The organism is Corynebacterium sp. TUM25020 (assembly GCF_056388495.1).
Genome location: NZ_JBWJFG010000012.1, coordinates 1 through 26,992 on the forward strand (window position 1 = coordinate 1; position 26,992 = coordinate 26,992).

Below are 26,992 nucleotides of genomic sequence, written 5' to 3' on the forward strand. Positions count from 1 at the left end.
TGGACGAGGCAGCGTTGGATGCGTGTTGTTGGCCAGCAGTGGTGGATGGCTGATTGGGCACCTTGTCCGCCGTCTGTGACTGCGATTAGTGGTGCGGCAATGGGGCGTAGGAGTTCGGTGTAGGCGGCGGTGGTTTCGTGTCTGGCCCAGGTCCAGTTGATGACGTGGGTTTTACTGGCTGTGATCAGGAGGCATCCGGACTTTAGATAGGTCGCGTCGAGGAAGATTTGGTCATGGATGCGGAATGAGTCGATGGTGGGTGTGGGGATGATCCACCAGCACCATCGGAATCGGTGGTGCATGGTTTGCCTGGTTACGCCATGGTGTGCGGCGAAGGTGGTTAGAGATTGGGTGCCGGTGGCCCATTGGATGAACAAAGCCATGGTGGCGGTATTTTTGTTGTGGGTTTGGGTGTTGCGGGTAAAGGAGTGTCCGCAGTGGGTGCAGCGCCAACGGGTGGTTGATTTGCTGGTGGTGCCGTTTTTCTTTGTGTTTGAAGTGTCCTGGGTTTAGTTCCGATCATTTCTAGAGAAGGATTGGAATCATGCCAAGGAAGTACAGTAACGAGTTCAAGGCCAAGGCAGTGCGTTTGGCTGAGGACCTCGTTGAGCTCGAAGGGTACTCGAAATGGGGTGCAGCCGTAGAGATCGGTGAAAAGCTCGGCATTCCAGCGCACACGCTCAACGACTGGTTGAAGCCGAATATGGCCTCGTCCGATGTTGAGATTGGCGCCGGCGAGTCAACGGCTGACGAATTGAAGCGGCTCCGGAAAGAGATTAAGGAGCTACGCAGGGCTAATGAGATCTTGAAAACCGCGTCAGCTTTTTTCGCGGCGGAACTCGACCGTCCCACCAGAAGATGATCGAATACATCGATGCGTATCGCGATCGCTTCGGGGTCGAGGCTATCTGTCGCACATTGAAAGAGACAGAATGTGGGTTCATCACCTCTCGTGGCTACCGAGCAGCGAAAACACGAGCGCCATCGGCGAGGAGTTTGTCAGATGCGCTGCTCATTCCTGAACTGGTGAGGGTCTACGAGGACAACTTCAGCGTCTACGGGGTCCGCAAGATGTGGAAGGCTATGCAGCGCGCCGGCTGGAACATCGGTCGTGATCAGACCGCGCGTTTGATGAAGCAAGCTGGCATTCAAGGCCGCAGGCGTGGCCGCACACCGATGACAACGCTTCGGGCCAACGTGCCGGATGGCCGCCCTGACCTGGTCAACCGTGACTTCACTGCCCCCGCACCGCACCGGTTGTGGGTCGCTGACATCACCTATGTGCGCACCTTGTCTGGTTTTGCCTACACCGCGTTTATCACCGATGTGTACTCCAGGAAGATCGTCGGTGTGGCGACTCGGGCGAGCATGCGTACCGATGAACTTCCGCTGGAGGCCTTTGAGCACGCCCTGTATCACGCTGGTGATCTTCGCTCAGAAGGGCTTGTCCACCACAGTGACCGCGGCTCGCAATATGTGTCGATCCGTTACGGTGAAGCGCTCGCCTTGGCGGGTGTCGATCCATCTGTCGGCACCGTTGGCGACTCCTATGACAACGCGTTGGCTGAAACGGTCAACGGGCTCTACAAAACAGAGCTGATTTATCCCCACCGGCCGTGGACATCGGTCGGTGAAGTCGAGATCGCTACCCTTCGCTGGGTGCACTGGTGGAACAACCAGCGACTTCATCAATCCCTGGGATATATCACTCCACAGGAGATGGAGGACGCCTACTATCAACGATCAGGCGCTCAAACGTTGGGCGTTAAATAAGCGGAACGAAAACCAGGACGCTTCAGTTGTTGCCGCATAGTGGGCAGCTGGGGCGGTTGGTGGTCATCCTTTAATCCAACCGGTGTGCGGTTAGCACAAATGTGGCCGGAGGTGCGGGATGGTGTGGGTAATAGCTTTCGGGGAGCTATTCTTTGGTGATTTGTGGTGTGTGGTCTGGGGTTATGGTGGCATGCGGACACACTTTTCTTTACTTAACCCGTAGCGCGCACAGCGTGCTAATCTGTTCTCAATGGAAATCGCCCAGCTCAGGGAGTTTACCGAGGTGAAAGGGCTCCGCTGTGGCTGTCTCAACTACCGCTTCATAGCAACGATGCGGTTCGAGACAGGTGTGGGCGTCACAAACAATCAGAGAGAAAACTCATGAACGGTCTAGGAGCGACGAAGCGCTTCGGTATTACCTTCCTGGTGCTATCCACGATCGGGTTGATCTTCTCCGCCTTGATCATGCACGACAAGCTGCAGATGGCGCTGAACCCCGACTTCAAGCCAGCCTGCACCTTCAACGAGGTGATCTCGTGTACGGACGTGATGGCCTCGGATCAGGCATCTGCGTTCGGGTTCGCCAACCCCTTTATCGGTCTGATTGGTTTTCCGGTGATGATGACCTTGGCCGTGGTACTCATCGTCGGCGTGAAGCTCCCGCGCTGGATGTGGTACTGCACGCTGGCGGGGTTGGCGCTGGGCGTGGTGTTTGTGCACTGGCTGGCCTATGCTGCGATCTACTCCATCGGCGCGCTTTGCCCTTATTGCATGGCGGTGTGGGCCGCGACGCTGCCGATGTTTGTGATGACCTTGGTGCACATCCTGCGCGAACAGCGTCGTGAAGCGGGGGAGGGCGTTCCTCACTCCGCACTGGGAATGCCACTGCTGGTAATTGTGGCTTGGTTCCTAGCCTTCACCGCACTGATTCTGGATCAGTTCGTGTTCTAACTAGTCTGCCTGCCACCAGTTGTCGTGAGGAACAACCGGCAGATGCCGCTTGTGACGCGACCGGAACCACAGGCCTTCGATGTGCTTAGCGACCTGCGGATCTAGGTCTGCGGCACCATTGGTGCTTTCCAAGTAATCGTCAAGCTGCGTGTACGTCACACCTAGCGCCTCTTCGTCGGGCAGGGCAGGACGATCTTCTTCCAGGTCGGCGGTGGGGACTTTCTGCCAGGTGCTATCGGGGGCGCCGAGGTGCTGCAGTAGGGCTGCGCCCTGTCGCTTCGTGAGTCCCGCCAGTGGCGTGAGGTCTGCCGCACCGTCGCCGTGTTTGGTGTAGAACCCCGTGATTGCCTCTGCTGCATGATCTGTGCCTACAACCAATCCGCCGAGTTCCCCGGCGAGCGCATATTGTGCGATCATGCGCTCGCGCGCCTTAATATTGCCCTTGTTGAAGTCGCTGACGTGCGAAATGCCGAGGGCCTCGCTCGTTGCTCGCGCTGCTTCGTCAGTGGCACCCTTAATGTTGACGGTGACGCCCATACTCGGTGCGATAAACTCCAGCGCAATCTGTGCGTCGTCCTCGTCTGCCTGGACTCCATAGGGCAGGCGCACGGCGCAGAAACGGTATGGCTGATCGGCAGCTTGGTCCTTGGCGGCCTGTTCATTGAGGCGATCACATGCTAACTGGCATAGCTTGCCTGCGAGCGTGGAGTCCTGGCCGCCGGAGATGCCCAGCACTAGGGTTCGGGTGCGTGTGGCCTGCAGATAGTTGGCGATGAACTGCACACGACGTTCCACTTCAGCGGCCGGGTCGATAGTGGAGCGAACCCCCAGTTCTTCGACAATGCGCGCGTGCAGAGGGCGCGCATTCGCGGTGTGGGAGGGGCTGGGGATGCCGGTGGACTTTTCAGGTGAAGGGCTCATGCCTTCCGATGCTAGACCGTCCGTCAGCTTATGCACCTATTTGGTTTTGAGTGAGTCGGTGGGTAGACTCATCGTTTGTGTTTGTGCCGGGCGGCATAAGCGGGTTTTTAGCCTGCGTTGCCTGGCGATGTAAAGAAAGTCGATGAGGAAAGGAGCGCCCGATGAAGGTCCGCAAGTCCCTTCGGTCGCTGAAGAACAAGCCGGGCGCTCAGGTCGTTCGTCGCCGCGGTAAGGTCTACGTGATCAACAAGAAGGAACCTCGCTTCAAGGCTCGCCAGGGCTAAAGCCAGAGGGTTCCACCTTCCCCCGTCTTTTCGTTTCAGTGCTCGCGCACTGTTGCGTGAGGCGGGGGATTTTTATTGCTTGGGGGCGGCAAAGACATGGCTTGAGGGGCTTTTGCCAGCTCACAGATGGCTTCTCTGTTTGGTGTAATCCACGCTTTGAAATTACATGCATGTTTTTCATGTGGCTAGATGTAGTGGTGGGAAAATCTACCACCTGCGAATACTCAACTTGTAACTACTAGATGTAGTGTTCAGTGATTAATTGCGACCCAAAATGTTGTGTTTTTGCGGTTGTCTTACACGCTTGTGATGTGTAGTCTTAAGCAAGTCAACGAGGGGCGCGGAACATAAGCCCCGCCAGACGTACACTGACGAAAACCTACACCGATAGCGCCCACAGAAATCATTGTCGCCGGGCCGAACAATCCGAAGTATTTTTGAAGTATTCAGGAGAATGACAGCCACCATGATCACCGTCTACACCAAGCCCGCCTGTGTTCAGTGCAACGCCACCAAGAAGGCTCTCGACAAGGCCGGTCTTGATTACGAACTCGTGGACATCAGCCTCGACGATGAAGCTCGCGACTACGTCATGGCGCTGGGCCACCTGCAGGCACCTGTGGTTGTTGCTGGCGAAGATCACTGGTCCGGCTTCCGCCCCGATCGCATTCGCACCCTGACCGCAGAGGCCGCCTAATCTGCGCGCCAATTGTCTTCACCATCTCCGGTGGAGGCTCTTTTTAGCGCACCACTGACTATGTGCATTGCTGTTTAGGATGAGGCTCAATGCTGATCACGTATTTTTCCTCCACGACAGAGAACACTCACCGCTTTGTACGGAAGCTCGGTCTACCTTCTAGTCGCATTCCACTTAAGCGTAGCGACGCCCCCCTGCTGGTCGACCAACCACATGTCCTGATAGTGCCAACGTATGGCGGGGGAGCAGGGATGACAGGAGAGTTTTCGCGCCCAGTGCCGAAACAGGTGATCAAGTTCCTCAATGTGGAGCAAAACCGTAAGTGGCTGCGCGGCGTGATCGCCTCCGGCAACATCAACTTCGGAGCTGACTTCGGAAAGGCCGGGGAGGTGATCTCCGCCAAGTGCCAAGTTCCCTATCTATATCGCTTTGAACTGATGGGAACCGAGGAGGACGTCCAAAGGGTGCGTGCAGGCTTAGCGGAGTTCGAGACTTCTTTGCGAAACGAAGGACGCTGGGAGTTAGCAAGCTGACACAGCGGGTTGAAAACCCAGCGGAGTAAGAGCTCCGCATCCGCCCCGCGCATGTCCGGGGCACTGATTAGAATCGAAACGAATATATAGGCGCGAATAGACTTTCTTAGCGCGAGTTTTTGAGGAGAACACAAAACACATGACTGGCACCGATATTGGAAAGACCGTCCAGGAGCCCGTTGACCAGCGGGAGCAGCTGGATTATCACGCTCTGAACGCAATGTTGAACCTGTACAACGACGCGGGAGAGATCCAGTTCGACAAGGATCGTGAGGCTGCTAACCAGTACTTCCTGCAGCACGTGAATCAGAACACTGTGTACTTCCACGACTTGGAAGAGAAGATCAAGTACCTCGTGGACAACGAGTACTACGATCCTGCGGTGTTGAATCAGTACGAGTTCAGTTTCGTAAAGTCCCTGTTTAAGCAGGCTTATGCCAAGAAATTCCGCTTCCAGTCCTTCCTGGGCGCGTACAAGTACTACACCTCCTATACGCTGAAAACCTTCGACGGACGCCGCTACTTGGAACGTTTCGAAGACCGCGTATGCATGGTCGCACTGGGGCTAGCAGCAGGGGATAACGGGTTGGCGTCGAACCTCGTCGACGAGATCATGGACGGTCGCTTCCAGCCTGCAACGCCCACCTTCCTCAACATTGGCAAGAAGCAGCGCGGGGAGCCGGTGTCCTGCTTCCTCCTGCGCATTGAGGACAACATGGAGTCGATTGGCCGATCCATTAACTCCGCGCTGCAACTATCCAAGCGCGGCGGTGGCGTAGCACTGTTGCTGTCGAATGTGCGCGAGGCCGGTGCGCCGATTAAGCACATCGAGAACCAATCCTCCGGTGTGATCCCCGTGATGAAGCTGCTGGAAGATGCCTTTAGCTACGCCAACCAGCTGGGTGCCCGTCAGGGTGCCGGCGCGGTATATCTCCACGCACACCACCCGGATATCCTGCGCTTCCTGGACACCAAGCGCGAGAATGCGGATGAAAAGATCCGTATTAAGACGCTCTCTCTGGGAGTGGTCATCCCGGATATCACCTTTGAGCTGGCCAAGCGCAATGACGACATGTATCTGTTCAGCCCGTACGACGTTGAACGCGTCTACGGCAAGCCATTTGCCGATGTCTCCATCACCGAGCACTACGAGGAGATGGTGGAGGATCCGCGCATCCGTAAGTCCAAGATCAATGCGCGCGCGTTCTTCCAAACGCTGGCGGAGATCCAGTTCGAGTCGGGCTACCCGTACATCATGTTTGAGGACACGGTGAACAAGGCCAACCCGATCGAAGGTCGTATCACGCACTCCAACCTGTGCTCCGAAATCCTGCAGGTTTCGACCCCATCGGAGTTCAACGCTGATCTGACGTACAAGACCATCGGCGATGACATCTCCTGCAACCTGGGCTCCATGAACATCGCGAAGGCCATGGACTCTGCGGACTTCTCTAAGACCATCGAGACCGCGATTCGCGGCCTGACCGCAGTGGCAGATCAAACCTCCATCGACTCGGTTCCTTCGGTTCGCCAGGGTAACGACAACTCCCACGCCATTGGCCTGGGACAGATGAACCTGCATGGCTTCCTGGGGCGCGAGCACATCCACTACGGTTCAGAAGAAGCTCTGGACTTCACCAATGCGTACTTCGCAGCAGTGATGTACGAAGCTCTGAAGGCATCCAACAAGATCGCCCAGGAGCGTGGCGAGAAGTTCCACAACTTCGAAAACTCCGATTATGCCAGCGGCGAGTTCTTCGACCGCTACGATCCGGCGGAGTTTGCACCGAAGACGGAGCGTATCCGCCAAATCATCGGCAACTCCAGCATCCAGGTGCCAACCGCGCAGGACTGGCAACAGCTGAAGGACGATGTGCAGGCTCACGGTCTATACAACCGCAACCTGCAGGCTATTCCGCCGACGGGTTCCATCTCCTACATCAACAACTCCACGTCCTCGATTCACCCGATCGCCTCCAAGATCGAAATTCGTAAGGAGGGCAAGATCGGTCGTGTGTACTACCCGGCTCCGTACATGACGAACGACAACCTGGAGTACTACGAGGACGCGTACGAGATCGGCTACGAAAAGATCATCGACACTTACGCAGTCGCGACGAAGTACGTGGATCAGGGCCTTTCGCTGACCCTGTTCTTCAAGGACACCGCCACCACGCGCGACATCAACCGTGCGCAGATCTATGCGTGGCGCAAGGGGATCAAGACGATCTACTACATTCGCCTCCGCCAGACGGCCTTGACCGGCACCGAGGTTGAGGGCTGCGTGAGCTGCATGCTCTAAGTGGGGAGGGGAGCGGCCTGCTCTAGGTGGAGGGCGGCCTCCACCGAGCATGAAAAAGCCGACTGGGAGGAATCCCAGTCGGCTTTTGTTATTGGCCGTTGAGTGGCCTTGTTAATGGTTGCTAGCGGTTGCCCAGCTCTGCGTCGATGCGCAGCAGGCCGGAACCATCGTTGCCCACCAGCTTGATGCGGTCGATGATGTTGCTTACTGTAGCTTCCTCCTCGATCTGCTCCTCCAGGAAGAAGTTCAGCAGGTTGCGGGAGTCAATGTCGCCAACCTCGTCGGCGGTCTTCACCAGATCGCGGATCAGTGCGGAGACCTTACGCTCGTGCTCGAGGGAAGCCTCGAAGGCATCCAGCGGGGTGGAGATCTTCAGGGAAGGCATCTCAACAGTCTCGATGTCCACGCGCGCGTCGCGGTCCAGCAGGTGCTGTGCGAACTTCTGAGCGTGCTCGCGCTCCTCATCGGCCTGTGCCTGCATCCAGCTGCTCATGCCGTCGAAGGAGAGGCGGTCCAGCTCATAAGCCAGCTGGGTGTAAACCAGCGCAGCCTGGTGCTCGGCGGTGACCTGTTCGTTCAATTGCTTCTGAAACTTCTCGTTGATTTCCATGCAGCTCACCGTACTCAGGGTTTATCCAATCGGCTAGCAAACGCAGGCTACCCTTATATTATCAATGCAGGTCAGATCCTATTGTATAGTCGGTGAGGCTGTCTTTACTTAGGTTGCCCTGTAAACCAATCCTGACGTGCTCTTTAGGTAGTGACGCCCCCAGCTCTGGGCTGAAATCGGCTCCAGCGCGCGCTGAGGGCGTCATTAAGAAAGACCCCCCAAAATGGGGGTGGTGGCCGAGGGGTAGGCGCGTCGCGGAAACGGGGTACGATGGGGCGAAGTGCACAAGCTGAGGGACAGCAAGAAAATCAGCACGTTCTGTGAGAAGGAGACACGTAAGCGATGAGTGCGCACGCACCCCACACTCCCGTACACCGCGTCGACGGCGATCCGGTATCCGCCATCAACTGGAACAGCATCCCAGATGACAAGGACCTGGAGGTGTGGGATCGCCTCACTGCCAACTTCTGGCTGCCCGAAAAGGTGCCACTGTCCAACGACGTCCCCAGCTGGTCCACACTAAATGACATGGAGAAGCAGGCCACCATGCGTGTGTTCACCGGCCTGACCATGCTGGATACGATTCAGGGCACAGTTGGTGCAGTAAAGCTGATCGAGGATGCTGCCACTCCACACGAGGAAGCCGTCTTTACGAATATTTCCTTTATGGAGAGCGTTCACGCGAAGTCTTATTCCTCTATCTTTATGACGCTGGCCTCTACGCCTGAGATTAACGACGCCTTCCGTTGGTCCGAAGAGAATGAGAAGCTGCAAAACAAGGCAAAGATCATTCTCGACTTCTATGAGGGCGACGATCCGATGAAGAAGAAGATTGCCTCTGTGCTGCTGGAGAGCTTCCTCTTCTACTCCGGTTTCTACCTGCCGATGTACTGGTCCTCGCATGCGAAGCTGACCAACACCGCAGACATTATCCGCCTGATCATCCGCGATGAGTCTGTGCACGGTTACTACATTGGCTACAAGTACCAGCGCGCACTGGAGAAGGAGACCCCGGAGCGCCAGGAGGAGTTGAAGGAGCACACCTTCGACCTACTGCTGGAGTTGTACGACAACGAGGCACAGTACACCGAGGATCTTTATGACGATCTCGGCTGGACAGAGGACGTCAAGCGCTTCTTGCGCTACAACGCAAACAAGGCGCTGAACAACCTGGGCTACGAAGGGCTGTTCCCGGCGGACGAGACTCGTGTGTCTCCGGCGATCCTCTCGGCTCTGAACCCGGGTGGCGACGAGAACCACGACTTCTTCTCCGGTTCTGGTTCCTCTTATGTAATAGGTAAGGCCGAGAATACGGTCGACGACGATTGGGACTTCTAAACAGCGACTTCTCAACAGCGAGGCAGCACCCCCGAAAACGTGGGTTCTGCTGCTTTGGCCTCGTCCCGGGCTATTGAAAATCGCAGTAACGGGATACTATGTAAACATTCTGTGTCCGTTCTGGTCGGTTATTGACGAAATCGACCACGCGGGAACGGTGCAGACGAAACATTCTTTTGGGTGGCTTGCCTGAAGGATCCTGTGAGTTAGCTAGAGCTTGCAGGTGAATAAAGGCAGGTCACGCGTAGTCAGGAGGAAGAATATGACCGCAGTAGCGCCAAGGGAAAGCCATGAGGTTTCCCCGGCTCGGCCTGCGCCTTTCGGTGAGGTGCCACGTGGCAACCTCGCATGGAAGATGCTGACCACGACCGACCACAAGCTCCTGGGCATCATGTACCTAATCATGTCCTTCACCTTCTTCATGATTGGTGGCTTGATGGCCCTGTTGATCCGTATTGAGCTCTTCGAGCCGGGTCAGCAATTCCTGTCCAACGAGCAGTTCAACCAGCTGTTCACGATGCACGGCACGATCATGCTGCTGCTGTACGGCTCTCCGATGGTGTTCGGTTTCGCGAACTACATCATGCCGCTACAGATCGGCGCCCCTGACGTGGCTTTCCCCCGTCTGAACGCCTTCGGCTTCTGGATGACCACCGCTGGTGGTGTCGTGATGCTGCTCGGCTTCCTGACTCCGGGTGGTGCAGCAGACTTCGGTTGGACGATGTACATGCCGCTGGCAGACGTTACGCACTCTCCGGGTGTGGGCTCTGAACTGTGGATCCTGGGTGTCGGCGTCGGTGGTATCGGTACCATCGCCTCCGCCGTGAACATGATCACCACCATCCTGTGCCTCCGCGCACCGGGTATGACCATGTTCCGCATGCCGATCTTCACCTGGAACATCTTCGTTACCTCTCTGCTGGTTCTGCTGATCTTCCCGCTCCTGACTGCAGCTGCACTTGGTGTGTTCTACGACCGCAAGCTGGGTGGCCACATCTACGACGCCGGCAACGGTGGCGCTATTCTGTGGCAGCACCTCTTCTGGTTCTTCGGTCACCCTGAGGTGTACGTCCTGGCACTGCCGTTCTTCGGTATCGTGTCTGAGGTTTTCCCGGTGTTCTCCCGCAAGCCGATGTTCGGCTACGTTGGCCTGGTGTTCGCAACCCTGTCGATTGCTGCACTGTCCATGGCTGTGTGGGCACACCACATGTTCGTGACCGGCGCCGTGCTGCTGCCGTTCTTCTCCTTCATGACGTTCCTGATCGGTGTGCCGACCGGTATGAAGTTCTTCAACTGGCTGGGCACCATGTGGAAGGGTCGCCTGACCTTCGAGACCCCGATGGTCTTCGCCATTGGCTTCTTCGCCACCTTCCTGTTCGGTGGTCTGACCGGTGTTATGCTGGCCTCCCCGGCGCTGGACTTCCACGTTTCGGACTCCTACTTCGTGGTCGCTCACTTCCACTACACCCTGTTCGGTACCGTGACCTACGCTTCCTTCGCAGGCGTTTACTTCTGGTTCCCGAAGATGACCGGGCGCATGCTGGACGAGAAGCTGGGCAAGATCCACTTCTGGCTGGTCACCATCGGCTTCCACACCACGTTCTTGATTCAGCACTGGCTGGGCAACATGGGTATGCCGCGTCGTTACGCTGACTACCTGCCGACCGATGGTTTCACGACCCTGAACCAGGTCTCCACCGTGGGTGCCTGCATCCTGGCGATCTCGATGATCCCGTTCCTGTGGAACGTGTTCAAGTCCTACCGCTACGGCGAGGTCGTAACCGTGGACGATCCGTGGGGCTACGGCAACTCTCTGGAGTGGGCAACCTCCTGCCCGCCGCCGCGCCACAACTTCACCTCCATGCCTCGTATCCGCTCCGAGCGTCCGGCGTTCGAGCTGCACCACCCGCACATGGTCAAGCGTATGCGCGACGAGGCTCATGTCGGTCGCCACTTCTAAATGCACAGTCTGGTGACGCCACCTCACCTCTGCGACTGCCCAGCGCAGTCGCTAGGTCCCTGGCGGCCGAGCAGGTAGAGGCTGCAATACCGCTTCCTCCTCTGGAAGTCGCACACTGAATCCACACCCTAACTACGCAGGGTGTGGATTTTCGTATGTCCGCAGGTTTAGTGAAAGCCCTCGGAAGCTCCATGACTTAGATGAAGAATGTCGTTAGATTGAGAACTTGCTAAATGCAAATGGAGAACAATAAACAAAAGGGCAGGTCAAACGCTTTCGATTTTTGCCACGCGTGATCTTGCGCGGGCAGATTCCCGATTCAGCGACATTATGGTGCTGAATCGTGGTGATTGTGGTGGGGCCTAAGACCTCCAAGACCGGCGCTTCCACACAGCTACAGGAATGAAGTCGAAACTACTGCGAGTTTGAAAGGGGGGAGCGTGAAATGGGGAGCTGTTCAGATTCAGTTATCACTTCTCGTAGGGAAGTGGGACAATATAGCCCGTGACTACCTCAAATAACGCCAGCAACTCCAACTCTCCCGCCAATCAGCAGTCGTCCACGTCGTCCCAGGCCGCCTCGCGCGCTGCACTCGCCGACGATCCGCACTTCGAGATCGCCCTGGAGGACACCCTGCAGGAAGGCTTAGCTCCCAGTGTCATCACGGTCACCGGGCCCGATCGGCCGGGCGTATCCGCGGCCTTCTTCCGCGTACTATCCTCCTACGGGGTTCAACTCCTCGACATTGAACAGTCAGTCTTCCGAGGAAAGCTATCGCTGGCGGCGCTAGTGGGCGTCGGACAAGAAGACCTAGAGCCTCTCGGCGAAGGGCTGGAGGAAACTCTCGCATCCTATGGAATGCGAGTCAGCGTCGAAGCCGACGATAATCTGTCGAGCACGCGCCCGCACTCGACGCACGTGATGGTCGTGCTGGGACGTCCGCTGACTGCGACTCATATTTCCCGCATCGGCCAAACTCTGGCTGACTACGGTGCGAACATCGACACGATTACCGGTATTGCCGACTACCCAGTCACTGGGCTGGAGCTGAGCCTTACAGTCGCCAACCCAGCACCCGGTGGCGGTGTGCCCCTGCGCAAGGCACTTGCAACGCTCACGACGGAGGTAGGAGTGGATATCGCTATCGAGCGCGCGGGGTTGTCCCGCCGCGCCAAACGCCTCATCTGCTTCGATGTTGATTCGACCCTTATTCAGCACGAAGTCATTGAGATGCTGGCCGCCTACGCAGGCCGCGAAGCGGAGGTTGCCGCGGTCACAGAACGCGCCATGCGTGGCGAGTTAGACTTCGCTGAATCCCTCCACGAGCGCGTCAAGGCACTGGCCGGTTTGGAAGCCTCAGTGGTGGAGAAAGTAGCACGTGACATTCAGCTGACCCCCGGTGCCCGCACGACTATCCGCACCTTGAAGCGCTTGGGGTACAAAACGGGTGTGGTTTCCGGTGGTTTTATCCAGGTCATCGAACCACTGGCACGCGAGTTGGACCTGGACTTCGCCCGCGCCAACACCCTTGAAATTATTGATGGCAAGCTTACTGGTCGGGTCATCGGCCCTGTGATCGACCGCCAGGCCAAGGCTGAGAGCCTGAAGGAATTTGCTTGGTCCAACGGAATTAAGTTGAACCAGACCGTCGCCGTAGGCGATGGTGCCAACGACATTGACATGCTGTCTACCGCGGGTCTGGGCATTGCGTTCAATGCAAAGCCAGCGCTCAAGGAGATCGCCGATACCTCGGTGAACTACCCCTTCCTCGATCAGGTGCTGTTCATCCTGGGGATTTCCCGCCACGAAATCGAGGATGCGGATCTACGCGACGGTACTTACCGCCGCGTACCTATCGTCGAAGATTAATTGACGCCGTCGCGCTCGCGGAGCTCGCGGCGAAGGATCTTACCGGTGGAGGACTTGGGGATTCCCTGCACGAATTCCACAATGCGAATCTTCTTGTAGGGAGCCACGCGCTCCGCAACGAAATCCATTACCTGCTGCTCGTTGAGTGCAGATCCTCGCTGGGCAACAACGAATGCCTTCGGCAGCTCTTCACCATCTGAAGCGCGATGTACGCCGACGACGGCGGCATCGGCGATCTCGGGGTGGCTCAACAGTACGGACTCTAGCTCTGCGGGCGGAACTTGGTAGCCCTTGTACTTGATCAGCTCCTTCAAGCGATCCACAATATGGACGTTGCCCTCTGGATCGGAGTTAGCCAGATCGCCAGTGCGCAGCCAACCGTCGCCCGGTAGCGCGGCTGCGGTTTCCTCCGGCTTGTTCAGGTATCCGGCCATAATCTGCGGGCCGCGAACCCAGAGCTCACCGACCTCGGAGACACCCTCCGCGGGCAGCGGGATCTCTTCCAGGGTTTCCGGATTCACCAGCTTGCTTTCCGTGTTTGCGCAAGGCTTGCCGATGGAACCACGGTTAATGTCCTTGGATACGTTGGCATGTGCCAGCGGTGAAGTCTCAGTCATGCCATAGCCCTGCTGCACATGGATGCCCAGGCGCTTTTCCAACGCCAAGGCCAGTTCCTCATCCAATGTCGCAGCTCCGCTAAAGAAGCTGCGCATTTGCGAAAGGTCGTAGTTATCCACCATGGGGTGCTTGGCCAGCTGGACTGCAATAGGCGGCGCGATCAGAGTAAACGTTACCCCGAACTTCTGGTGGTGCTCCAGGAAGCTCTGTAGCTCGAAGCGCGGTACAACGACCAGCGTGGCGCGCTGCGCCAATGCCAGGTTCACCAGAGCGGTCAGACCGTAGATGTGGAAGAACGGCAGCACGGCGTAAACCTTGTCCTCCGGGCGCACAAGGTGAATGTCTTGCCCCTGCTGTACGTTCGCAACCAACTGACGGTGCATCAAACGCACTCCCTTTGGCAACCCGGTGGTACCAGAGGAGTAGGGGAGTACTGCCAGATCCTCATCCGGGTTAATCTCCACCGCGGGAGCCGTGCGGCGCTCCGCCATAATCTGTTGCATGCCCTTCGATGTATCCAGGAAGACGATGTTGTCCTCCTCGATTCCTGCATCCTTAGCCCCCTGAGCCGAGGCGTCACCAAGCGCGGCAACGGTGAGCAGCATCTTCGCGCCAGAGTCCTTCACCTGCTCCGTCACGCTTTCCGGCGTAGAAAGCAGAGATAGGGGAGAAGGAACTGCACCAATGCGCCACAGGCCGTACGCTGCGACGATAAAGTTCAAGGAGTTGGGCAGGTGTAGCGCTACTACGTCGCCCTTTTTGATGCCCTTGCTGGCCAGCCAGCCCGCCGTGGACTCAATGTAGTTCTGCAGCTGGGCAAACGTCGTTTCGGAGCCATCGGCAATGTCGATGACGGCGACCCGGTCTTCCTCCTCGGTGGAGAGGTTGCCGAAGATGTAATCGTAGAGCCCCAGCGGGCTGAGTTCGATGTCTGGGCGGTCGCTCTTAATGGGCATTGCGGCGGGCTCCTATCCGTACGCGGTTGTTCTTCCTCCCCACTCTAGTCGCCGTATGCTGTTACCGGCGTCACTTCTTTGGTTTTGGTTGTCTAACGTTTGGGGTGGTGTTAAACCAACCAGCTGGTCATCAAGGTTTTCCTGTTGAACTATGTGCAACATGGTGCATAATCTTTTAAAGCAGTTCTTTTATTGCTCGCGGGAACCTTCTGCCTGCCGCATGCATTACATAGCTGTCCTGAAGCGGTTTTCTGCTACCTGCATGACCAGCTTCAGTGCAGTCTTGTTGTTTCGCTGTTGTTGGTGGAAAGGAGGTGAACGATGAGCGACTCGATCGATAACGGAGGACACATGGTTGGCCCATCCGCTGGCGCCGAGGCAGACACCCCAATTCTGCCCTCCCTGGAGGAGCTTTTCGGCAACGACGCTCAGCTAGGCTCGGGATCCGGTTTTTCGGAACAGGAGCTCGACGACATGTTTAACCAAATGTTTGACGTGGCTGTCGACCCGAATACCGAGATGCCAGAGGGGGATCTCATCCCCGATTTGGATTCCTTCCCCGCGGAGGATGCTTCTGACGAAGTTGACCTTACGGATCTCGACGGTTCTTCTTCGACTCTGGATGACGCCACCTCGGTGGACGATCTCCCCAGTGAGGCTTCGGATAGTAACCCCGATACTGGCGATGAACTTCCAGACGATCTGACCGCTGGCACGGAAAGTCAGGAGGCCCCGGATGATCCGGCTGCCACGGACGATCTGGAGGGTCTCAACGATCTGGGCGACGGCCTGGATGGTGACCTTGATGATGCATACAGCGATCATTATGGGGACGATCACCCCGACGATCTGACCGACCTCAGCGGAATGTAAGGGGTGGCGGAATTGTCGACTAGCAACACCGTAAGGCAAGAACTCACCCGCGACGAGGAGCGCGACCTGCTGGCCAAAGCCCATGAGGGTGACCAGCAGGCTTTTGCGCGCCTGGCGCGCCAGGCTTGGGGGAGGATGTTTTCTGTTTGCTTGTCCATTACGGGCAATCGCGCTGACGCAGAAGATGCCCTGCAAAACGCTTTGACTTCAGCGTGGAAGAACATTGAGAAGTTTGATGGACGCGCGCGGTTCTCCACGTGGGCGTACCGCATTGCCTCTAATGCAGCGCTGCAGATCGTCCGCTCGCGCCGGGATGTGCCGGAGGAAGACGCAGGTGCGGATGAGGTCGCTCTGACCCCGGAGGTGGGGTCTCAGGTGACCTCTGCAATGGTTGTTCGAGAGGCGCTAGCTCAGTTGCCGGATGATTTCCGTGAAGTCATCGTGCTGCGGGAATACACCGGCATGAGCTACCAGGACATTGCTGCCCACCAGGGGATTCCGATTCAAACGGTCAAATCACGCATTAACCGTGCCCGTGCGAAGCTAAAGGCGGCATTGGTGGAGGCTGGCGTCACTAGCGCATAGGTAGGGCGGCCTCCTCGACTCACCAAGTCCCCTTTACGTTCCCCTCAAGAAAGTAATAGCCCCACAACGCTGAACACGTGCTCGGCGTTGTGGGGCTCTAGTTCGTGGAAACGGCTAGCCCTGTGGCATGAGGTTGAAGAACTTCAGCATTTCCTCGGTTTGATCGAGCTGCCCATGGATCACGATGGCTGCCTTTTTCTCCGGGTACCAGGCGAGGGCATCGGGAATCGAGTATTTGCCACCGGAATAATAGATGATTTCAGGCCAGCCATTGCCTGCTTGCTGCAGAGTCTTGCCCTTTAATGTTGAGCTCTGGGCATGGTCGTAGACCTTCTGACCATCGTCACCAGTTTGAATGTACTTAAAGCCGGTGTACATCGACTCGGAAGAGTGATCCTTGACAGAACTACTCTCGGGGAGGCAAGAATACATCTCCGTATCCATGGATTCGAACGCATCACTGAGGGAGAAGGGCTTTTTAGCCTTGGTATCGCAGCTAGTTAGGCGGTTGTAGAAGCCTGTCGGCATATAGTCTTTAACATCGGGCAGGAGGGAACTCAGTGGCTTGTAAGAGTCCGACTCGTACGGCGTACTCGTTGGGGTGTAAGGGCTAGCCTCAGTAAAGGGCGGATTTCCTCCGTCGTCACCACTTCCGTTTCCATCATTGCCACCACTGCTGAAAACGACGAATCCTACGGCCACGACCACTGCGAGGATTGCCAGGCACGCCGTGACCACCACCGGAGTGTTGGACTTCTTCGATTTCACTGCGCTAGCGGAAGTATGAGAACCGGCGAAGTTGCTAGGGCCGTAGGAATTGACCGAACTTGGAGCGAAAGCCGCGGTCTGCGGCGGACGGCTGAACGATTGCGTCGCGTTGGACGTGCCTTGGTGAGAACCGCTATTCGGACTCTGAGTCGGGTTCTGATATGGGCGGGACATGCCGGGAGAAGTTGCCGGATCAGGCTGGCCGGGGCGTGCAGCAGCTGCCGCAGCACCGACACCGGCACCTGCATTGGCAGCGCTGGTATGTCCAGCGGAACCACTCGGGCGCATGCCTTGAACCGGAGCGCCGCCGGTAAACCCACGCAGCGTCGCAGCCAGTGCGCCTCGGCTCACCACGGTCTTCGGGTCGTCGAGCGTCATGACCGTGCCGACTTCACCCAGCCGATCCTGAACAAATGGAATACGCGACGATCCGCCGGTCATGTAAATCGGGGTCTTCGTGGAATCGACGCCCGCTTGGGTCAGAGCAGCACGGGTCAACTCGACGCAACGCATAATGGATTGCTCAATGATGCCGTTGAACTCGTCGCGGGTGATCAGCAAGTCGGTTTCCCCGTGGGGAGTAGAAACGCTGATCGTTGCGGAGGAGGTATCTGACAGGATCTCCTTGGCCTCGCGAATACTGGATTCCAGTGCATGCACCGTGGTGATCGGGGAGGAGCGCACGTAGTCAGCCAGATCCGGGTCATCGTGTTCCAGCTGATCCAGAACCCAGCGGTACATCAGGTTGTCGATTGTGCGGCCGCCGAGGCTGTTATCGCCCTTGGCCGCCACGACCTCGAAGTTGCCGTCCTGCTTCGCCTGCAGCACTGCAATGTCCAAGGTGCCGCCACCGAAGTCAAACACTGCGACGTGCGAGCCTGGCGAGACGGACTGTTGCGAGGCGTAGTGGATAGCAGCAGCTCGCGGCTCGGAAAGCACGCGCAGGTTCTGTTCCGGAATACCTGCGGCGACGGCACTTCGCTTCAGCTGATCCACGGAGTGCGCAGACCAGGCCTCCGGGTGAGTAAGGGTGACCGTCGCGGGATCCTGGTTGGCGTGCTGGGCCTTGCCAGAGCGAAGTACGGCGCCCAGCACGGAGCCCACAACCTTCGTCAGTGGGAGATCGCGAGCTGCGAGCTGTACCTCGTCGTGGTCGATGTAGCGCTTCGGGCTGAGGAGCAGGCGCGAGGGATCACGACGGCCACGAGCCAGGGCGGAGTCACCATTAAGCAGTTTCGGTTCGCCATCGTTGGCGGCATGGGCGCCGGTCGAGGAATCGAGAAACACCGCAGAAGGCATAATGTTGGAGCGGTGCGTCAACGCGAGGGCAGTGATGTCTCGACCCATCGGGCTTTGGTGCGCGGCAGCCGTATTCGAGGTTCCGAAGTCGATTGCCAGGTGCCATGCGTTGGTCATGAAAAGTACAGCTCCTGAATTACATGTTTTTAAGGCATAAGTAGCTTACACTGTAACGCCTTATCTGGCGCTTAATGTGTTGCTTGCAATGCCGATTGGAAAGAACCCAGCAGACGTTCGCGCGCCTCGTCTTCCGCCGCAGACAGCGGAGACATGGACATTTGCTGGAGTTCCGCGATTTGATTTTCAATTGCATCACGGACTTGCTCGATCGGCGTTTCGCGAGGCAATCTCACGGTTTCGGCGGGGTGGCCGGCTGTCACTGCGGCTCGAAGCAGCGGAAGAAGGCGCGAATCAGGGGTGGTTGCATACGTATTGCGGTAGCTGCGGTACAGCATGACGAAGTGCATTCCCGGCTGAGCCAGGGTCACCGACTGCACCCACCGCACGTGCTGGAGGTCTGGGTGGTTGGAGGCCAGGTCGTCCAACACATCCAGCATTCTTGCTGCGCGCTGAAGTACAGCGAAGTAGGTGATGTCGCCGGTGAGGAGGTGCACGAGCTCCGACACGCCGGAAGTTTCTACCATCCAGTTCACAAGTGCAGGCGCTCCGCCCTCGGCGGCGATGCTGCGCCCAGCAAACACACCGTATTCACCCATGACGTCCAGGAGATTGTCGCGGGTAGTTGCCGTGAAATTCGGCACGATCTGGGACGGATCTTCGGCCTCTAAAAGGTCAAGCAGCCCTTCTCGATCCAAATGCGCCAACATGCTTAACTGTCGAGCCACTTCGCCAGTGACCTTGCCCGTCAGTGCCGATTCGGCCATCAGACCCGAGAGCGGAATGGTGCGCTGCACCGTGCTCACCAGCTTCTTTTGAATACTGTCGGCGTGCTGGCGCGCGTGCTGCAGCGGATCGATAGGGCCGAAAGCACCGGAGCCGAAAGAATCCGCACGGGAAAGGATGCCCACTGTATTAAGGGGCGTCATACCCAACTGGGAAAGGAACTGCTTTTCGTCTTCGCGCGGCGCGGAGTCCGACAAAAAGACAAGGCAGTCGGCCCAACCACTTGCGCGGCGCGTATCCTGCTGCCCGTCGACGAGAACGCGTCGCGTGCGTTCTTCGTTTTCTACCGTCAGGGTGGCAGTACCAGGCGTATCGATCAGGGTGAGTTCTTCTAGCCGTCGGTTGGGCAGGAACTGGTCAATATAGTCGACTCGGTTAAGCGGTACCCCAAGGGCGTTCAACGGACCGTTGTTGAGCGGTACGCGGAGAACCTGCCCGTCGACAGTGTGAATCTCGGCGCGGGCGGGCGCGCCGCTGTGATACATGCTGACAGCCATGGTGCATTCCAGGGCACCGGTGGCGGCAATGAGATTCTCGGTAAGTGCATTAACCAGTGTGGACTTGCCGGACTTCAAACGACCAACAATGGCTACTCGCGGCGGGCGCGTAACCATGAGGCGCAGCTCATTGGCGCGGGCGGCGAGATCCGGTGAACCACCGGCTAAGGCATCCACCGCCTGCGTTAGCAGCAGGGTCAGGTCGGACACACGCTGGCTCAGGTGCGCAGAGGCCGACCGAATCTGATTCTCCTGGGTCATCTACGTCCCCTCCTTACATTCTGGCTGGTGCTGATACCGGTACGCCTTGTTGAGCAATTCGGGACCCCGACCGTGCCTTCAGAGTTTCCAGATGCTCGTCCAGCTCGCTAATGGTCTGATTGACGATATCCAGGTTCTTTTTTAACCGGGAGATTGTCTGTTTGCGCTGGGCTTCGGACTCGCGGGCGATCTTTTGGGCGGATTCGATCTTGCCCTGCAGGTTGCGCTGCTCGTGTCGGATGGCGGAACGATGACGCAGCAAGATCTCCGTCCTGCCCGTGGTAATGGTGATGTCGATCATGCGGTTGATGGACGTGCGAGTCGTCGCGATGGTCTCGCGCAACCAAGACAGCAGATACTGCTTACCGTTGCGCATCGCGCGATAGCCCATGTTCACGCCGATCCAGGCAGCCGCGGCAACTGGTGCGAAGGGGATAACCACCGTCAGTGCACCCGCACCCACCAGACCCATGGTCAGCATTGAGGGATCCACCAACCCCGTGGTCTTCTTTTCCACATCATGGCTCAGCGACTGCGGCGGAGCCATCGCGGCGAAGATTTGCTGCTGCACCTGGTCCACCATGTCCTGACGGCCTTGGAACAATTGGTTGGCGCGTGCCAGAACCTCGCCGACCATCGACATCACGGTTCGCTCCATGATTTGCCGCAGCTCGATCTCAATTTGGCTGGTAAAGACCTGCGGTTTACTGCGCAAAACGCGCATTCCTTCGGAGTTAATGCGGTTTGTCCAACGCGTCTTCACATCCGTCAGCGCCGCGTCCATTCCAGCGGAAACCTTGTTGCGGCTCAGCTGAATATCGCGCATGAAAAGCTGCTCCCACTCGCTGGTGGAATCGCGGAAAGCTTCCAGTCTGCGCTTTTCCACCTCGAGCTCCCCGACGGCGTCGCTTGTTTTGTCGTATAGCTTGATGTCGCGCTGGATGTCAGTCGTGATCGTCTGCATCGTGGACTTGGTGATCTCCAGCGCGGTGACGGTGCCGAGGTTGCCCGGCGAGTTCACATGATTGATGATCTGTTGACGCAGCTCAGCAATGCCGCACCGGCGTTCGATCTCTCTTCTTTTTTCTGGTGACGCCAATTCCGCCGCGTCCAATGCCCGCAACGAGGACACACCAATGACTGGGATATCCAGCCCCAAGTGCTCGGCGATAAGGCGTTGGTCATCGGCGACGATGGAACGCCAGCGGCGAACATTCTTGTCCGTCTTGGTGACTGCAACGATGACGCTTCCGACCTGCTCGCGTGCACGGCGCAAGATATCCATTTCTGGTGCGGTGATCGGAGTGGACGCATCGCAAACCATAAGCAACACGCCGGCGTTGCGGGCTTCAGTGAGGGAGGCTGCCACCGCATGCTCATCGAGTCCGCCTACGCCAGGGGTATCAATGATTGTCACTTTGCCCAGACCAGAGTAGGGAACTAGCAGCTCAGCGGCGCTCGGAAGAGAGGCTACTTCCTTACTATCTTTCGGAGCTTGGTTGATGGCATCAACGGCCTCCTGGGTTACCCAGTTCTTCAGCTCAGATGGGTCAATCGGATCATGTTTCGTGCCGCGTACAAGACGTGCCAGCACTGGTTGGTCGTCACCTTGGTCGGGTTCCGTGTGAATGCGAATTGGGGCGCTGGTCGTGGTAATGACGTCCACTGGAAGTAAATCGCGCCTGCCAACCAGGGCATTGACGAGGGAGGATTTGCCACGCTTGACCTCGCCGATGATAACGACGGCTGAGGTGCGGTACTTCGCATTGACGAGTCTTTGTACACGATCCGCAACATCGTGCATCTTGTATTTTCTGGCGATGGTGGCCCCGCGTTCGACGCTGGCCTGAGGTGAGCGGCCCGACGCGTTCAAGGTGGGGGTCACGGTAATAATCGCCTTTCTGCTTGGTGTGCAAATGCCATTCTAGTATGCCGACAAACTATGGCTTCGGGAATCTGCAAGGTTCGGGTTGTTTGTTATTACCCCCGAAATTACGTTTCGGATTCAATTGCAGGAAATGGTCGAAGAGCAGGGATAACAGTGGATTTGGGGTGAGGGGGCGTCCAGAACAAATACCCCCGCGGAACATCTGCCGGGGGTTGGCCATTCAATAACCGACAGGCAGCGAGAAAGAGCCTGAAGGATACTAAGAGCAACACTGCAAGCCACGCACCCGGCTACAGATACTGAAAGGAAACACACACAATGTCCAACGAGAACCTGAACAACGGCAACACCGGCAACAACAACGGCATGACCACCCCCGGCAACGCTGGCAGCGCGGAGCACTCCCTGGGCCGCTGGGACGTACTGGACGCTAACGGCAACATGGTTGAGGGCAACATCGTCGGTGCACAGGACACCAACGGTGACGGCGAGAAGGACACCTACCAGGTAGACATCAACGGCGACGGTCGCCCGGATGGCACGGTCTACGACAAGGACGGCGACAAGGTGACCGACCGCGCGGAGATGGACTACGACCAGGACGGTATCGTCGACACGGTCTACCAGGACATTGACGGTGACGGCGTGGTCGACCACGTGGAATCGGACACCACCAACGACGGCATGATGGACACCAAGGCAACCGACTACGACAGCGACGGTGCGACCGACAACGTGAAGTTTGACACCAACGCCGACGGAGAATACGACGTCACTGCTTACGACTACGACAGCGACGGCAAGGTTGACAGCGTTGGTTACGATACCGACGGCGACGGGATCTCCGACTACTCTGAGTATGACTCTGACGAGAATGGCATCATCGACGGCTCCTACGGTGAGGGTGCTCCGACCGCAGCACAGAAGGCCGTAGGCGACGACATCTGGAACTCCACGGGTGGCGCCGGCGCGCCGGCTGGTCAGACGCAAGCGCAGGGTGCAGCTCCGGAAGCGGCGGCAGCACCGGATGCAGCTGCTGCTCCGAAGGAAGAGGCGCCGAAGGAAGAGGCGCCGAAGGAAGAGGCACCGAAGGAAGATGCCCCTAAGGAAGAAGCACCGAAGGAGGCCTCCGAGGGCGACGCACCGGCAGACGCTGCAGGTGCAGCTGGTAGCTCCAACCTGCAGTCCACCGGCGCAGGCGAAACCGCTCCGGACGGCGGGGAGTACGTAGACCTGGATGGCGACGGCCTCTCTGACGGCATTACCTACGACAGCGACAACGACGGCAAGATCGACACTGTTGAGCTGGACACCGACGGCGACGACCAGGGTGACACTGTCTACGTAGACACCAATGCCGACGGTCGGGTCGACCAGGCGCACGAGGACATCGACAACGACGGCTTGACCGACGAGGCTCTGCTGGACAACGACTTCGACGGCATCGGCGACTCCAAGGTTCACGACTATGACAACGATGGCGTATACGAGTCCTCCGAGGACGTATACACCGAGGACGTTGCCCCGACCATCGATGACCTGCTCGGCGGCGGCGCAGACCAGCCGGCACCAGCTGGCGACGACAGCGCAGACCTGGCCTAAGACCTAGCCTGAGGAAATAGCTGGCGCCAGCCAGTTAGTCCGCAACAAGGCGGCGCAGTGCACCCCGCACTGTGTCGCCTTTTGTCGTGTACCAAAAATCTGGCATGGAACGGCGTATGTAGCTGCCGTAGCGTTTTGTTTCCAGGCGCTGATCCAGCACTGCTACCACACCGCGATCGTCGACCGAGCGCAGCAGTCGGCCAGCGCCCTGAGCCATGAGCAGAGCTGCGTGGTTCGCTGCAACCTCCATAAAGCCGCTGCCACCGCGTTGGTCGGCAGCTTCTTGCCGCGCCTGCTGAAGTGGATCGTCGGGTCGGGGGAAGGGGATGCGGTCGATGAGTACAAGGGAAAGCGACTTGCCCGGTACATCCACACCCTGCCACAGCCCTAGAGTGCCGAAGAGGCACGCTGACTGGTTCTTGCGGAATTTCTCCACCAACGTGGACATCGAATCCTCACCTTGCAGCAGGATGTCGTAGGGTACCACCGTGCGCAGCTGGTCGGCCATGTCTTCGGCAGCGCGCCTGGAGCTGAAAAGCCCCAGGGTGCGTCCGCCCGCGGCGTTGATGAGCTGGGCGGCTTCGTCTACGGAGGCATCGCTGGCGCCGTCGCGCCCCGGTGGTGGCAGATGCCGGGCGACGTAGAGAATGCCGTGGGTGCGGGCATCAAAGGGCGTGCCGGCATCTAGCGTGGCGGTGTTCTTGGGAAGTCCCCAGCGAGCCAGCATGGATGTGAACTTTCCTCCCAGAGCCAGCGTGGCCGAAGTGAGGATTACCGTGTTGCGGCCAAAAAGTCGTTGGCGCAGCAGGTCCGCTACGCTCAGCGGGGCAACGCGCACCACATGCTTTGGACCATGCGTGCCGGAATCAGCTGTGTACCAGACCACGTCCTCGCCGAGGAGATCCTCAGCGGTCGTGCTGTCCTCGCCCTGAGGATCATCAGTACCCTCGCCGACGCGAGAGGCATTGAGGATCCGCACGCACGTATCGTTGAGTTCCTCGGTCGCCACAATCACCGCCAGCCGTTCGGCGGCCTTTTGCGAATCATTCGCAAACTCGGATGCGGGAATGCCGCTGACCTGTCGGTTCGTTTTCCATGCCGCATCTCGCAGGGCTGCGAGCGGCACCTGTAGGTTCTCCGGCACCCCCGTCCAGCGCCCCTCGATGCCCGTACCGAAACGGTCGTTGCTTTTGGACGCCGCCGTCTCCGTCTTCAGCGCCTCAGTCCACCTGTCACCTGCTTCGGCCAGGGCATCCCCTGCGGCATCGGCACCGGACACTGTCAACTTCGCAGCGCGCTTCGCCAGCACGGCGATGGAGGTGGGGGAGAGTTCCGCTGTGGCGACGGAGGTAATACGGTCTTCTAGTTCGTGGGCTTCGTCCACGATGACGGTGTCGTGATCAGGCAACACGGGGGCGTCCACAAGAGCGTCAATCGCCAGCAAGGCGTGGTTGGTGACGACGATGTCGGCGTCTGCGGCGCGATTCCGGGCGCGCTCAGCAAAGCACTGTTCTCCAAAGGGACAACGAGTAGCACCGAGGCATTCGCGGGAGGAGACACTGACCTGGCGCCAAGCACGGTCGCTCACGCCTTGGGGAAGGTTATCGCGGTCGCCATCTTCAGTTTCTCCTGCCCATTCGTGCAGGCGGGCGACTTGCGCACCGGTGGCGGAGAGCTGCGAGGGATCCAGCAGGGATTCTTCGGCTTCCTCCACGCCGCTATCGGTCTGTGCATTGGAAACCTTGTTGAGGCACAAGTAGTTGCCACGCCCTTTTTGAATAGCGAACTCCAAAGGGCGGGGAAGCTCCGGTTCGAGAGCCTTAGCCAGGCGTGGCAGGTCACGTTCCACGAGCTGGCGCTGCAGAGCGATCGTCGCGGTGGAGACGATAACGGGGTACGCGGAATCCATGGCCGCGGCGATGCTGGGGATCAGATAGGCCAGGGACTTACCGGTACCGGTGCCGGCCTGCACCGCAAGGTGGTGTTCCTTGTCTATCGCATCGGCTACGGCGGTGGCCATTTTCTGCTGTCCGGGGCGCGGAGCCCCGCCGAGGTCGGCGACGGCGAGGCTCAGCAGGTCGAGGACGTTGGAGGTCATGCGAACCTTTAAGCCTTGATGTGGCGTACCTGCAGGGCGGGCTCGTCACGGGTGAGGGCAAGGCCTTCCCACGGCAGAGACACGAGTTGCTGGGCGCAATGGGCGCGGGACTCTTCCAAGGTGTGCAGCCCTTCCACCAGCTCGCCATCGTGAACCATCGGGATGGTTAATTGGGTGCTGTTAAGTCCATCGGCTTGGGGCAGTTCGCTACCCATGGGGAAGGTGACTTCCTCCACAGCAGTGCCGGACGGGCGGCTAAAACGTGCAGCGTCCTTCGCCCCGCCCAGGCTGGCCTTGCCGCGAGAGCGCTTGGCGACAGGCACTCCGTCGACCTCCACAAGCTTGTAGACCAATCCAGCGGTCGGTGCACCGGATCCCGTAACCACCGAGGTGCCGACGCCAAAGGAATCCACAGGCTCGCTGCGCAGCGCGGCAATGGAGAACTCATCCATGTCGGAGGACACAACGATCTTGGTGTTAGTTGCTCCAAGAGAATCCAGTTGGCGGCGCACGCGCCGGGTAAGCACACCGAGATCACCGGAATCGATGCGCACGGCGCCGAGCTCGGTGCCGGCTGCGGCGATGGCGTTGTCCACGCCTTGGGTGATGTCATAGGTATCTATCAGCAGGGTGGTGTCGGTGCCGAGTGCAGCGACCTGCGCTTTAAAGGCGGAAAGTTCGTCTGGCGTTCCGTCAGGGCGAGTGTGCAGCAGGGTCCACGCGTGCGCCGCAGTGCCGGAGGCAGGGATGCCATAACGCTGCGCAGCCTCCATGTTTGAGGTCGCCACAAAGCCAGCCAGGTAAGCAGCACGCGCGGAGGTGACCGCTGCGTATTCGTGGGTACGACGGGCGCCCATGTCGATAATCGGACGCTCGCCCGCGGCGGTGACCATGCGGGCAGCGGCACTTGCGACAGCGGAGTCCATATTCAGGATGGATAGGATTACCGTTTCCAGGATCACGCATTCGCCGAACGTTCCGCGCACCGTCAGTACAGGGGAGTGTGGGAAGTACAGTTCGCCTTCCCGGTAGCCATCAATGTGGCCGGAAAACCGGAAATTACGCAGATACTCCAGGGTTTCGTCCCGTAGGAAGTCAATTCGATCCAACTGTTGGTCGGTGAACACGAAGTCGCGTACCGCGCTGAGAACGCGAGCGGTACCTGCGATCACTCCATAGCGACGCTCGTTGGGTAGGCGTCGGGTGAAGACCTCGAAGGTACAGCTGCGGTTCACCGTGCCATCGAGGATGGCCGCCTCGAGCATGGTCAATTCGTACTTGTCCGTCAGTAGCGCGGAGGAGCGGGTGCGGGACCCCGTGGTTTCTGTGGTGTTATCGTTCACCCGCTCCATGCTAGTCCACGCTTGTCCACGGACCCGGCAGCGAAGATGACCAATGTGGGTACT

At 58.4% G+C, this 26,992-nt stretch carries 20 protein-coding genes and 1 pseudogene; 12 read left to right on the forward strand and 9 right to left on the reverse strand.

The genetic code is table 11. From position 1 onward, the window contains the following. Positions 1–497: pseudogene (locus tag AC05K6_RS09620) on the reverse strand (IS256-like element IS3503 family transposase); the annotation flags it as partial. Positions 498–544: 47 nt separating this feature from the next. Here AC05K6_RS09620 and AC05K6_RS09625 point away from each other — a divergent pair. Continuing rightward, positions 545–1,773 (forward strand): IS3 family transposase gene (locus tag AC05K6_RS09625; RefSeq protein WP_476728419.1). Its coding sequence is split into 2 segments (ribosomal slippage): positions 545–818 and positions 818–1,773, totalling 1,230 coding nucleotides; the frame shifts between segments, so codons are not numbered across the junction. Between the two features lie 381 nt (positions 1,774–2,154). Further along, positions 2,155–2,724: a vitamin K epoxide reductase family protein gene (locus tag AC05K6_RS09630; protein ID WP_476728420.1), complete on the forward strand. Its 570-nt coding sequence runs from the start codon at positions 2,155–2,157 to the stop codon at positions 2,722–2,724. Here the strand turns inward: AC05K6_RS09630 and nadE are convergent, their stop codons facing one another. Then, on the reverse strand, positions 2,725–3,645 hold the full coding sequence (nadE, locus tag AC05K6_RS09635) for an ammonia-dependent NAD(+) synthetase (RefSeq protein WP_476728421.1): 921 nt from the start codon (positions 3,643–3,645) through the stop codon (positions 2,725–2,727). It lies immediately after the preceding gene. 161 nt (positions 3,646–3,806) lie between these two features. Here nadE and ykgO point away from each other — a divergent pair, with 161 nt between their 5' ends. The 4 genes from ykgO to nrdE all read left to right on the forward strand — a co-directional run bounded on the left by ykgO (position 3,807) and on the right by nrdE (position 7,461). Further along, a complete protein-coding gene (gene ykgO, locus AC05K6_RS09640) occupies positions 3,807–3,929 on the forward strand; it encodes a type B 50S ribosomal protein L36 (protein ID WP_005511141.1) in 123 nt (40 codons plus the stop codon). 466 nt (positions 3,930–4,395) lie between these two features. Then, entirely contained in the window at positions 4,396–4,626 is a 231-nt protein-coding gene (gene nrdH, locus AC05K6_RS09645; protein WP_034984644.1) for a glutaredoxin-like protein NrdH, read from the forward strand. A gap of 89 nt (positions 4,627–4,715) precedes the next feature. After that, positions 4,716–5,159 (forward strand): class Ib ribonucleoside-diphosphate reductase assembly flavoprotein NrdI, encoded by a 444-nt coding sequence (nrdI, locus tag AC05K6_RS09650; RefSeq protein WP_034984600.1) that lies wholly within the window; start codon positions 4,716–4,718, stop codon positions 5,157–5,159. A 139-nt stretch (positions 5,160–5,298) separates the two neighbouring features. Then, positions 5,299–7,461 (forward strand): class 1b ribonucleoside-diphosphate reductase subunit alpha, encoded by a 2,163-nt coding sequence (gene nrdE, locus AC05K6_RS09655; RefSeq protein WP_476728422.1) that lies wholly within the window; start codon positions 5,299–5,301, stop codon positions 7,459–7,461. A gap of 121 nt (positions 7,462–7,582) precedes the next feature. Here the strand turns inward: nrdE and AC05K6_RS09660 are convergent, their stop codons facing one another. Continuing rightward, the gene (locus AC05K6_RS09660; protein WP_011273156.1) at positions 7,583–8,071 is read right to left on the reverse strand and encodes a ferritin; all 489 of its coding nucleotides are present in this window, start codon (positions 8,069–8,071) and stop codon (positions 7,583–7,585) included. Between the two features lie 342 nt (positions 8,072–8,413). Between AC05K6_RS09660 and nrdF the strand changes: the two genes are divergently transcribed. The 3 genes from nrdF (at position 8,414) to serB (ending at position 13,238) form a co-directional block, all read left to right on the forward strand. After that, on the forward strand, positions 8,414–9,409 hold the full coding sequence (gene nrdF / locus AC05K6_RS09665) for a class 1b ribonucleoside-diphosphate reductase subunit beta (RefSeq protein WP_034975901.1): 996 nt from the start codon (positions 8,414–8,416) through the stop codon (positions 9,407–9,409). Positions 9,410–9,671: 262 nt separating this feature from the next. Beyond that, positions 9,672–11,369 carry an aa3-type cytochrome oxidase subunit I gene (gene ctaD, locus AC05K6_RS09670; RefSeq protein ID WP_293791874.1) on the forward strand — a complete coding sequence of 566 codons (1,698 nt, stop codon included), beginning with the start codon at positions 9,672–9,674 and terminating at the stop codon, positions 11,367–11,369. A gap of 504 nt (positions 11,370–11,873) precedes the next feature. After that, a complete protein-coding gene (serB, locus tag AC05K6_RS09675; protein WP_293791872.1) occupies positions 11,874–13,238 on the forward strand; it encodes a phosphoserine phosphatase SerB in 1,365 nt (454 codons plus the stop codon). On the opposite strand, the gene AC05K6_RS09680 is transcribed toward serB, so the two are convergent. Beyond that, positions 13,235–14,812, reverse strand: a complete 1,578-nt coding sequence (locus AC05K6_RS09680) for an AMP-binding protein (protein ID WP_448307432.1) — start codon at positions 14,810–14,812, stop codon at positions 13,235–13,237. The genes serB and AC05K6_RS09680 overlap by 4 nt on opposite strands. 321 nt (positions 14,813–15,133) lie before the next feature. Between AC05K6_RS09680 and AC05K6_RS09685 the strand changes: the two genes are divergently transcribed. Beyond that, a complete protein-coding gene (locus AC05K6_RS09685) occupies positions 15,134–15,685 on the forward strand; it encodes a hypothetical protein (protein WP_476728423.1) in 552 nt (183 codons plus the stop codon). Between the two features lie 12 nt (positions 15,686–15,697). Then, a complete protein-coding gene (locus AC05K6_RS09690; protein ID WP_293791869.1) occupies positions 15,698–16,270 on the forward strand; it encodes an RNA polymerase sigma factor in 573 nt (190 codons plus the stop codon). A gap of 114 nt (positions 16,271–16,384) precedes the next feature. Here the strand turns inward: AC05K6_RS09690 and AC05K6_RS09695 are convergent, their stop codons facing one another. The 3 genes from AC05K6_RS09695 to AC05K6_RS09705 all read right to left on the reverse strand — a co-directional run bounded on the left by AC05K6_RS09695 (position 16,385) and on the right by AC05K6_RS09705 (position 21,883). After that, positions 16,385–18,454 (reverse strand): Hsp70 family protein, encoded by a 2,070-nt coding sequence (locus tag AC05K6_RS09695; RefSeq protein WP_476728424.1) that lies wholly within the window; start codon positions 18,452–18,454, stop codon positions 16,385–16,387. A 71-nt stretch (positions 18,455–18,525) separates the two neighbouring features. After that, the gene (locus AC05K6_RS09700; RefSeq protein ID WP_476728425.1) at positions 18,526–19,998 is read right to left on the reverse strand and encodes a GTPase; all 1,473 of its coding nucleotides are present in this window, start codon (positions 19,996–19,998) and stop codon (positions 18,526–18,528) included. Positions 19,999–20,011: 13 nt separating this feature from the next. Continuing rightward, positions 20,012–21,883 (reverse strand): dynamin family protein, encoded by a 1,872-nt coding sequence (locus AC05K6_RS09705; protein ID WP_476728426.1) that lies wholly within the window; start codon positions 21,881–21,883, stop codon positions 20,012–20,014. Between the two features lie 321 nt (positions 21,884–22,204). Between AC05K6_RS09705 and AC05K6_RS09710 the strand changes: the two genes are divergently transcribed. Next, positions 22,205–23,488, forward strand: coding sequence for a hypothetical protein (locus AC05K6_RS09710; protein WP_476728427.1), 1,284 nt, complete (start codon positions 22,205–22,207; stop codon positions 23,486–23,488). Positions 23,489–23,522: 34 nt separating this feature from the next. Here the strand turns inward: AC05K6_RS09710 and AC05K6_RS09715 are convergent, their stop codons facing one another. Together AC05K6_RS09715 and AC05K6_RS09720 are read right to left on the reverse strand one after the other, a co-directional pair. Continuing rightward, the gene (locus AC05K6_RS09715) at positions 23,523–25,586 is read right to left on the reverse strand and encodes an ATP-dependent DNA helicase (RefSeq protein WP_476728428.1); all 2,064 of its coding nucleotides are present in this window, start codon (positions 25,584–25,586) and stop codon (positions 23,523–23,525) included. Positions 25,587–25,594: 8 nt separating this feature from the next. Next, positions 25,595–26,938, reverse strand: coding sequence for a nicotinate phosphoribosyltransferase (locus AC05K6_RS09720; RefSeq protein ID WP_476728429.1), 1,344 nt, complete (start codon positions 26,936–26,938; stop codon positions 25,595–25,597). Positions 26,939–26,992: the final 54 nt, after the last annotated feature.

What these genes read in the sequence shown, in the direction of transcription:
- AC05K6_RS09630 (WP_476728420.1), top strand. Translation starts at nt 2,155, where the DNA reads ATGAACGGTCTAGGAGCGACGAAGCGCTTCGGTATTACCTTCCTGGTG.
- nadE (WP_476728421.1), bottom strand. Translation starts at nt 3,645, where the DNA reads ATGAGCCCTTCACCTGAAAAGTCCACCGGCATCCCCAGCCCCTCCCAC.
- ykgO (WP_005511141.1), top strand. Translation starts at nt 3,807, where the DNA reads ATGAAGGTCCGCAAGTCCCTTCGGTCGCTGAAGAACAAGCCGGGCGCT.
- nrdH (WP_034984644.1), top strand. Translation starts at nt 4,396, where the DNA reads ATGATCACCGTCTACACCAAGCCCGCCTGTGTTCAGTGCAACGCCACC.
- nrdI (WP_034984600.1), top strand. Translation starts at nt 4,716, where the DNA reads ATGCTGATCACGTATTTTTCCTCCACGACAGAGAACACTCACCGCTTT.
- nrdE (WP_476728422.1), top strand. Translation starts at nt 5,299, where the DNA reads ATGACTGGCACCGATATTGGAAAGACCGTCCAGGAGCCCGTTGACCAG.
- AC05K6_RS09660 (WP_011273156.1), bottom strand. Translation starts at nt 8,071, where the DNA reads ATGGAAATCAACGAGAAGTTTCAGAAGCAATTGAACGAACAGGTCACC.
- nrdF (WP_034975901.1), top strand. Translation starts at nt 8,414, where the DNA reads ATGAGTGCGCACGCACCCCACACTCCCGTACACCGCGTCGACGGCGAT.
- ctaD (WP_293791874.1), top strand. Translation starts at nt 9,672, where the DNA reads ATGACCGCAGTAGCGCCAAGGGAAAGCCATGAGGTTTCCCCGGCTCGG.
- AC05K6_RS09680 (WP_448307432.1), bottom strand. Translation starts at nt 14,812, where the DNA reads ATGCCCATTAAGAGCGACCGCCCAGACATCGAACTCAGCCCGCTGGGG.
- AC05K6_RS09685 (WP_476728423.1), top strand. Translation starts at nt 15,134, where the DNA reads ATGAGCGACTCGATCGATAACGGAGGACACATGGTTGGCCCATCCGCT.
- AC05K6_RS09695 (WP_476728424.1), bottom strand. Translation starts at nt 18,454, where the DNA reads ATGACCAACGCATGGCACCTGGCAATCGACTTCGGAACCTCGAATACG.
- AC05K6_RS09700 (WP_476728425.1), bottom strand. Translation starts at nt 19,998, where the DNA reads ATGACCCAGGAGAATCAGATTCGGTCGGCCTCTGCGCACCTGAGCCAG.
- AC05K6_RS09710 (WP_476728427.1), top strand. Translation starts at nt 22,205, where the DNA reads ATGTCCAACGAGAACCTGAACAACGGCAACACCGGCAACAACAACGGC.
- AC05K6_RS09715 (WP_476728428.1), bottom strand. Translation starts at nt 25,586, where the DNA reads ATGACCTCCAACGTCCTCGACCTGCTGAGCCTCGCCGTCGCCGACCTC.
- AC05K6_RS09720 (WP_476728429.1), bottom strand. Translation starts at nt 26,938, where the DNA reads ATGGAGCGGGTGAACGATAACACCACAGAAACCACGGGGTCCCGCACC.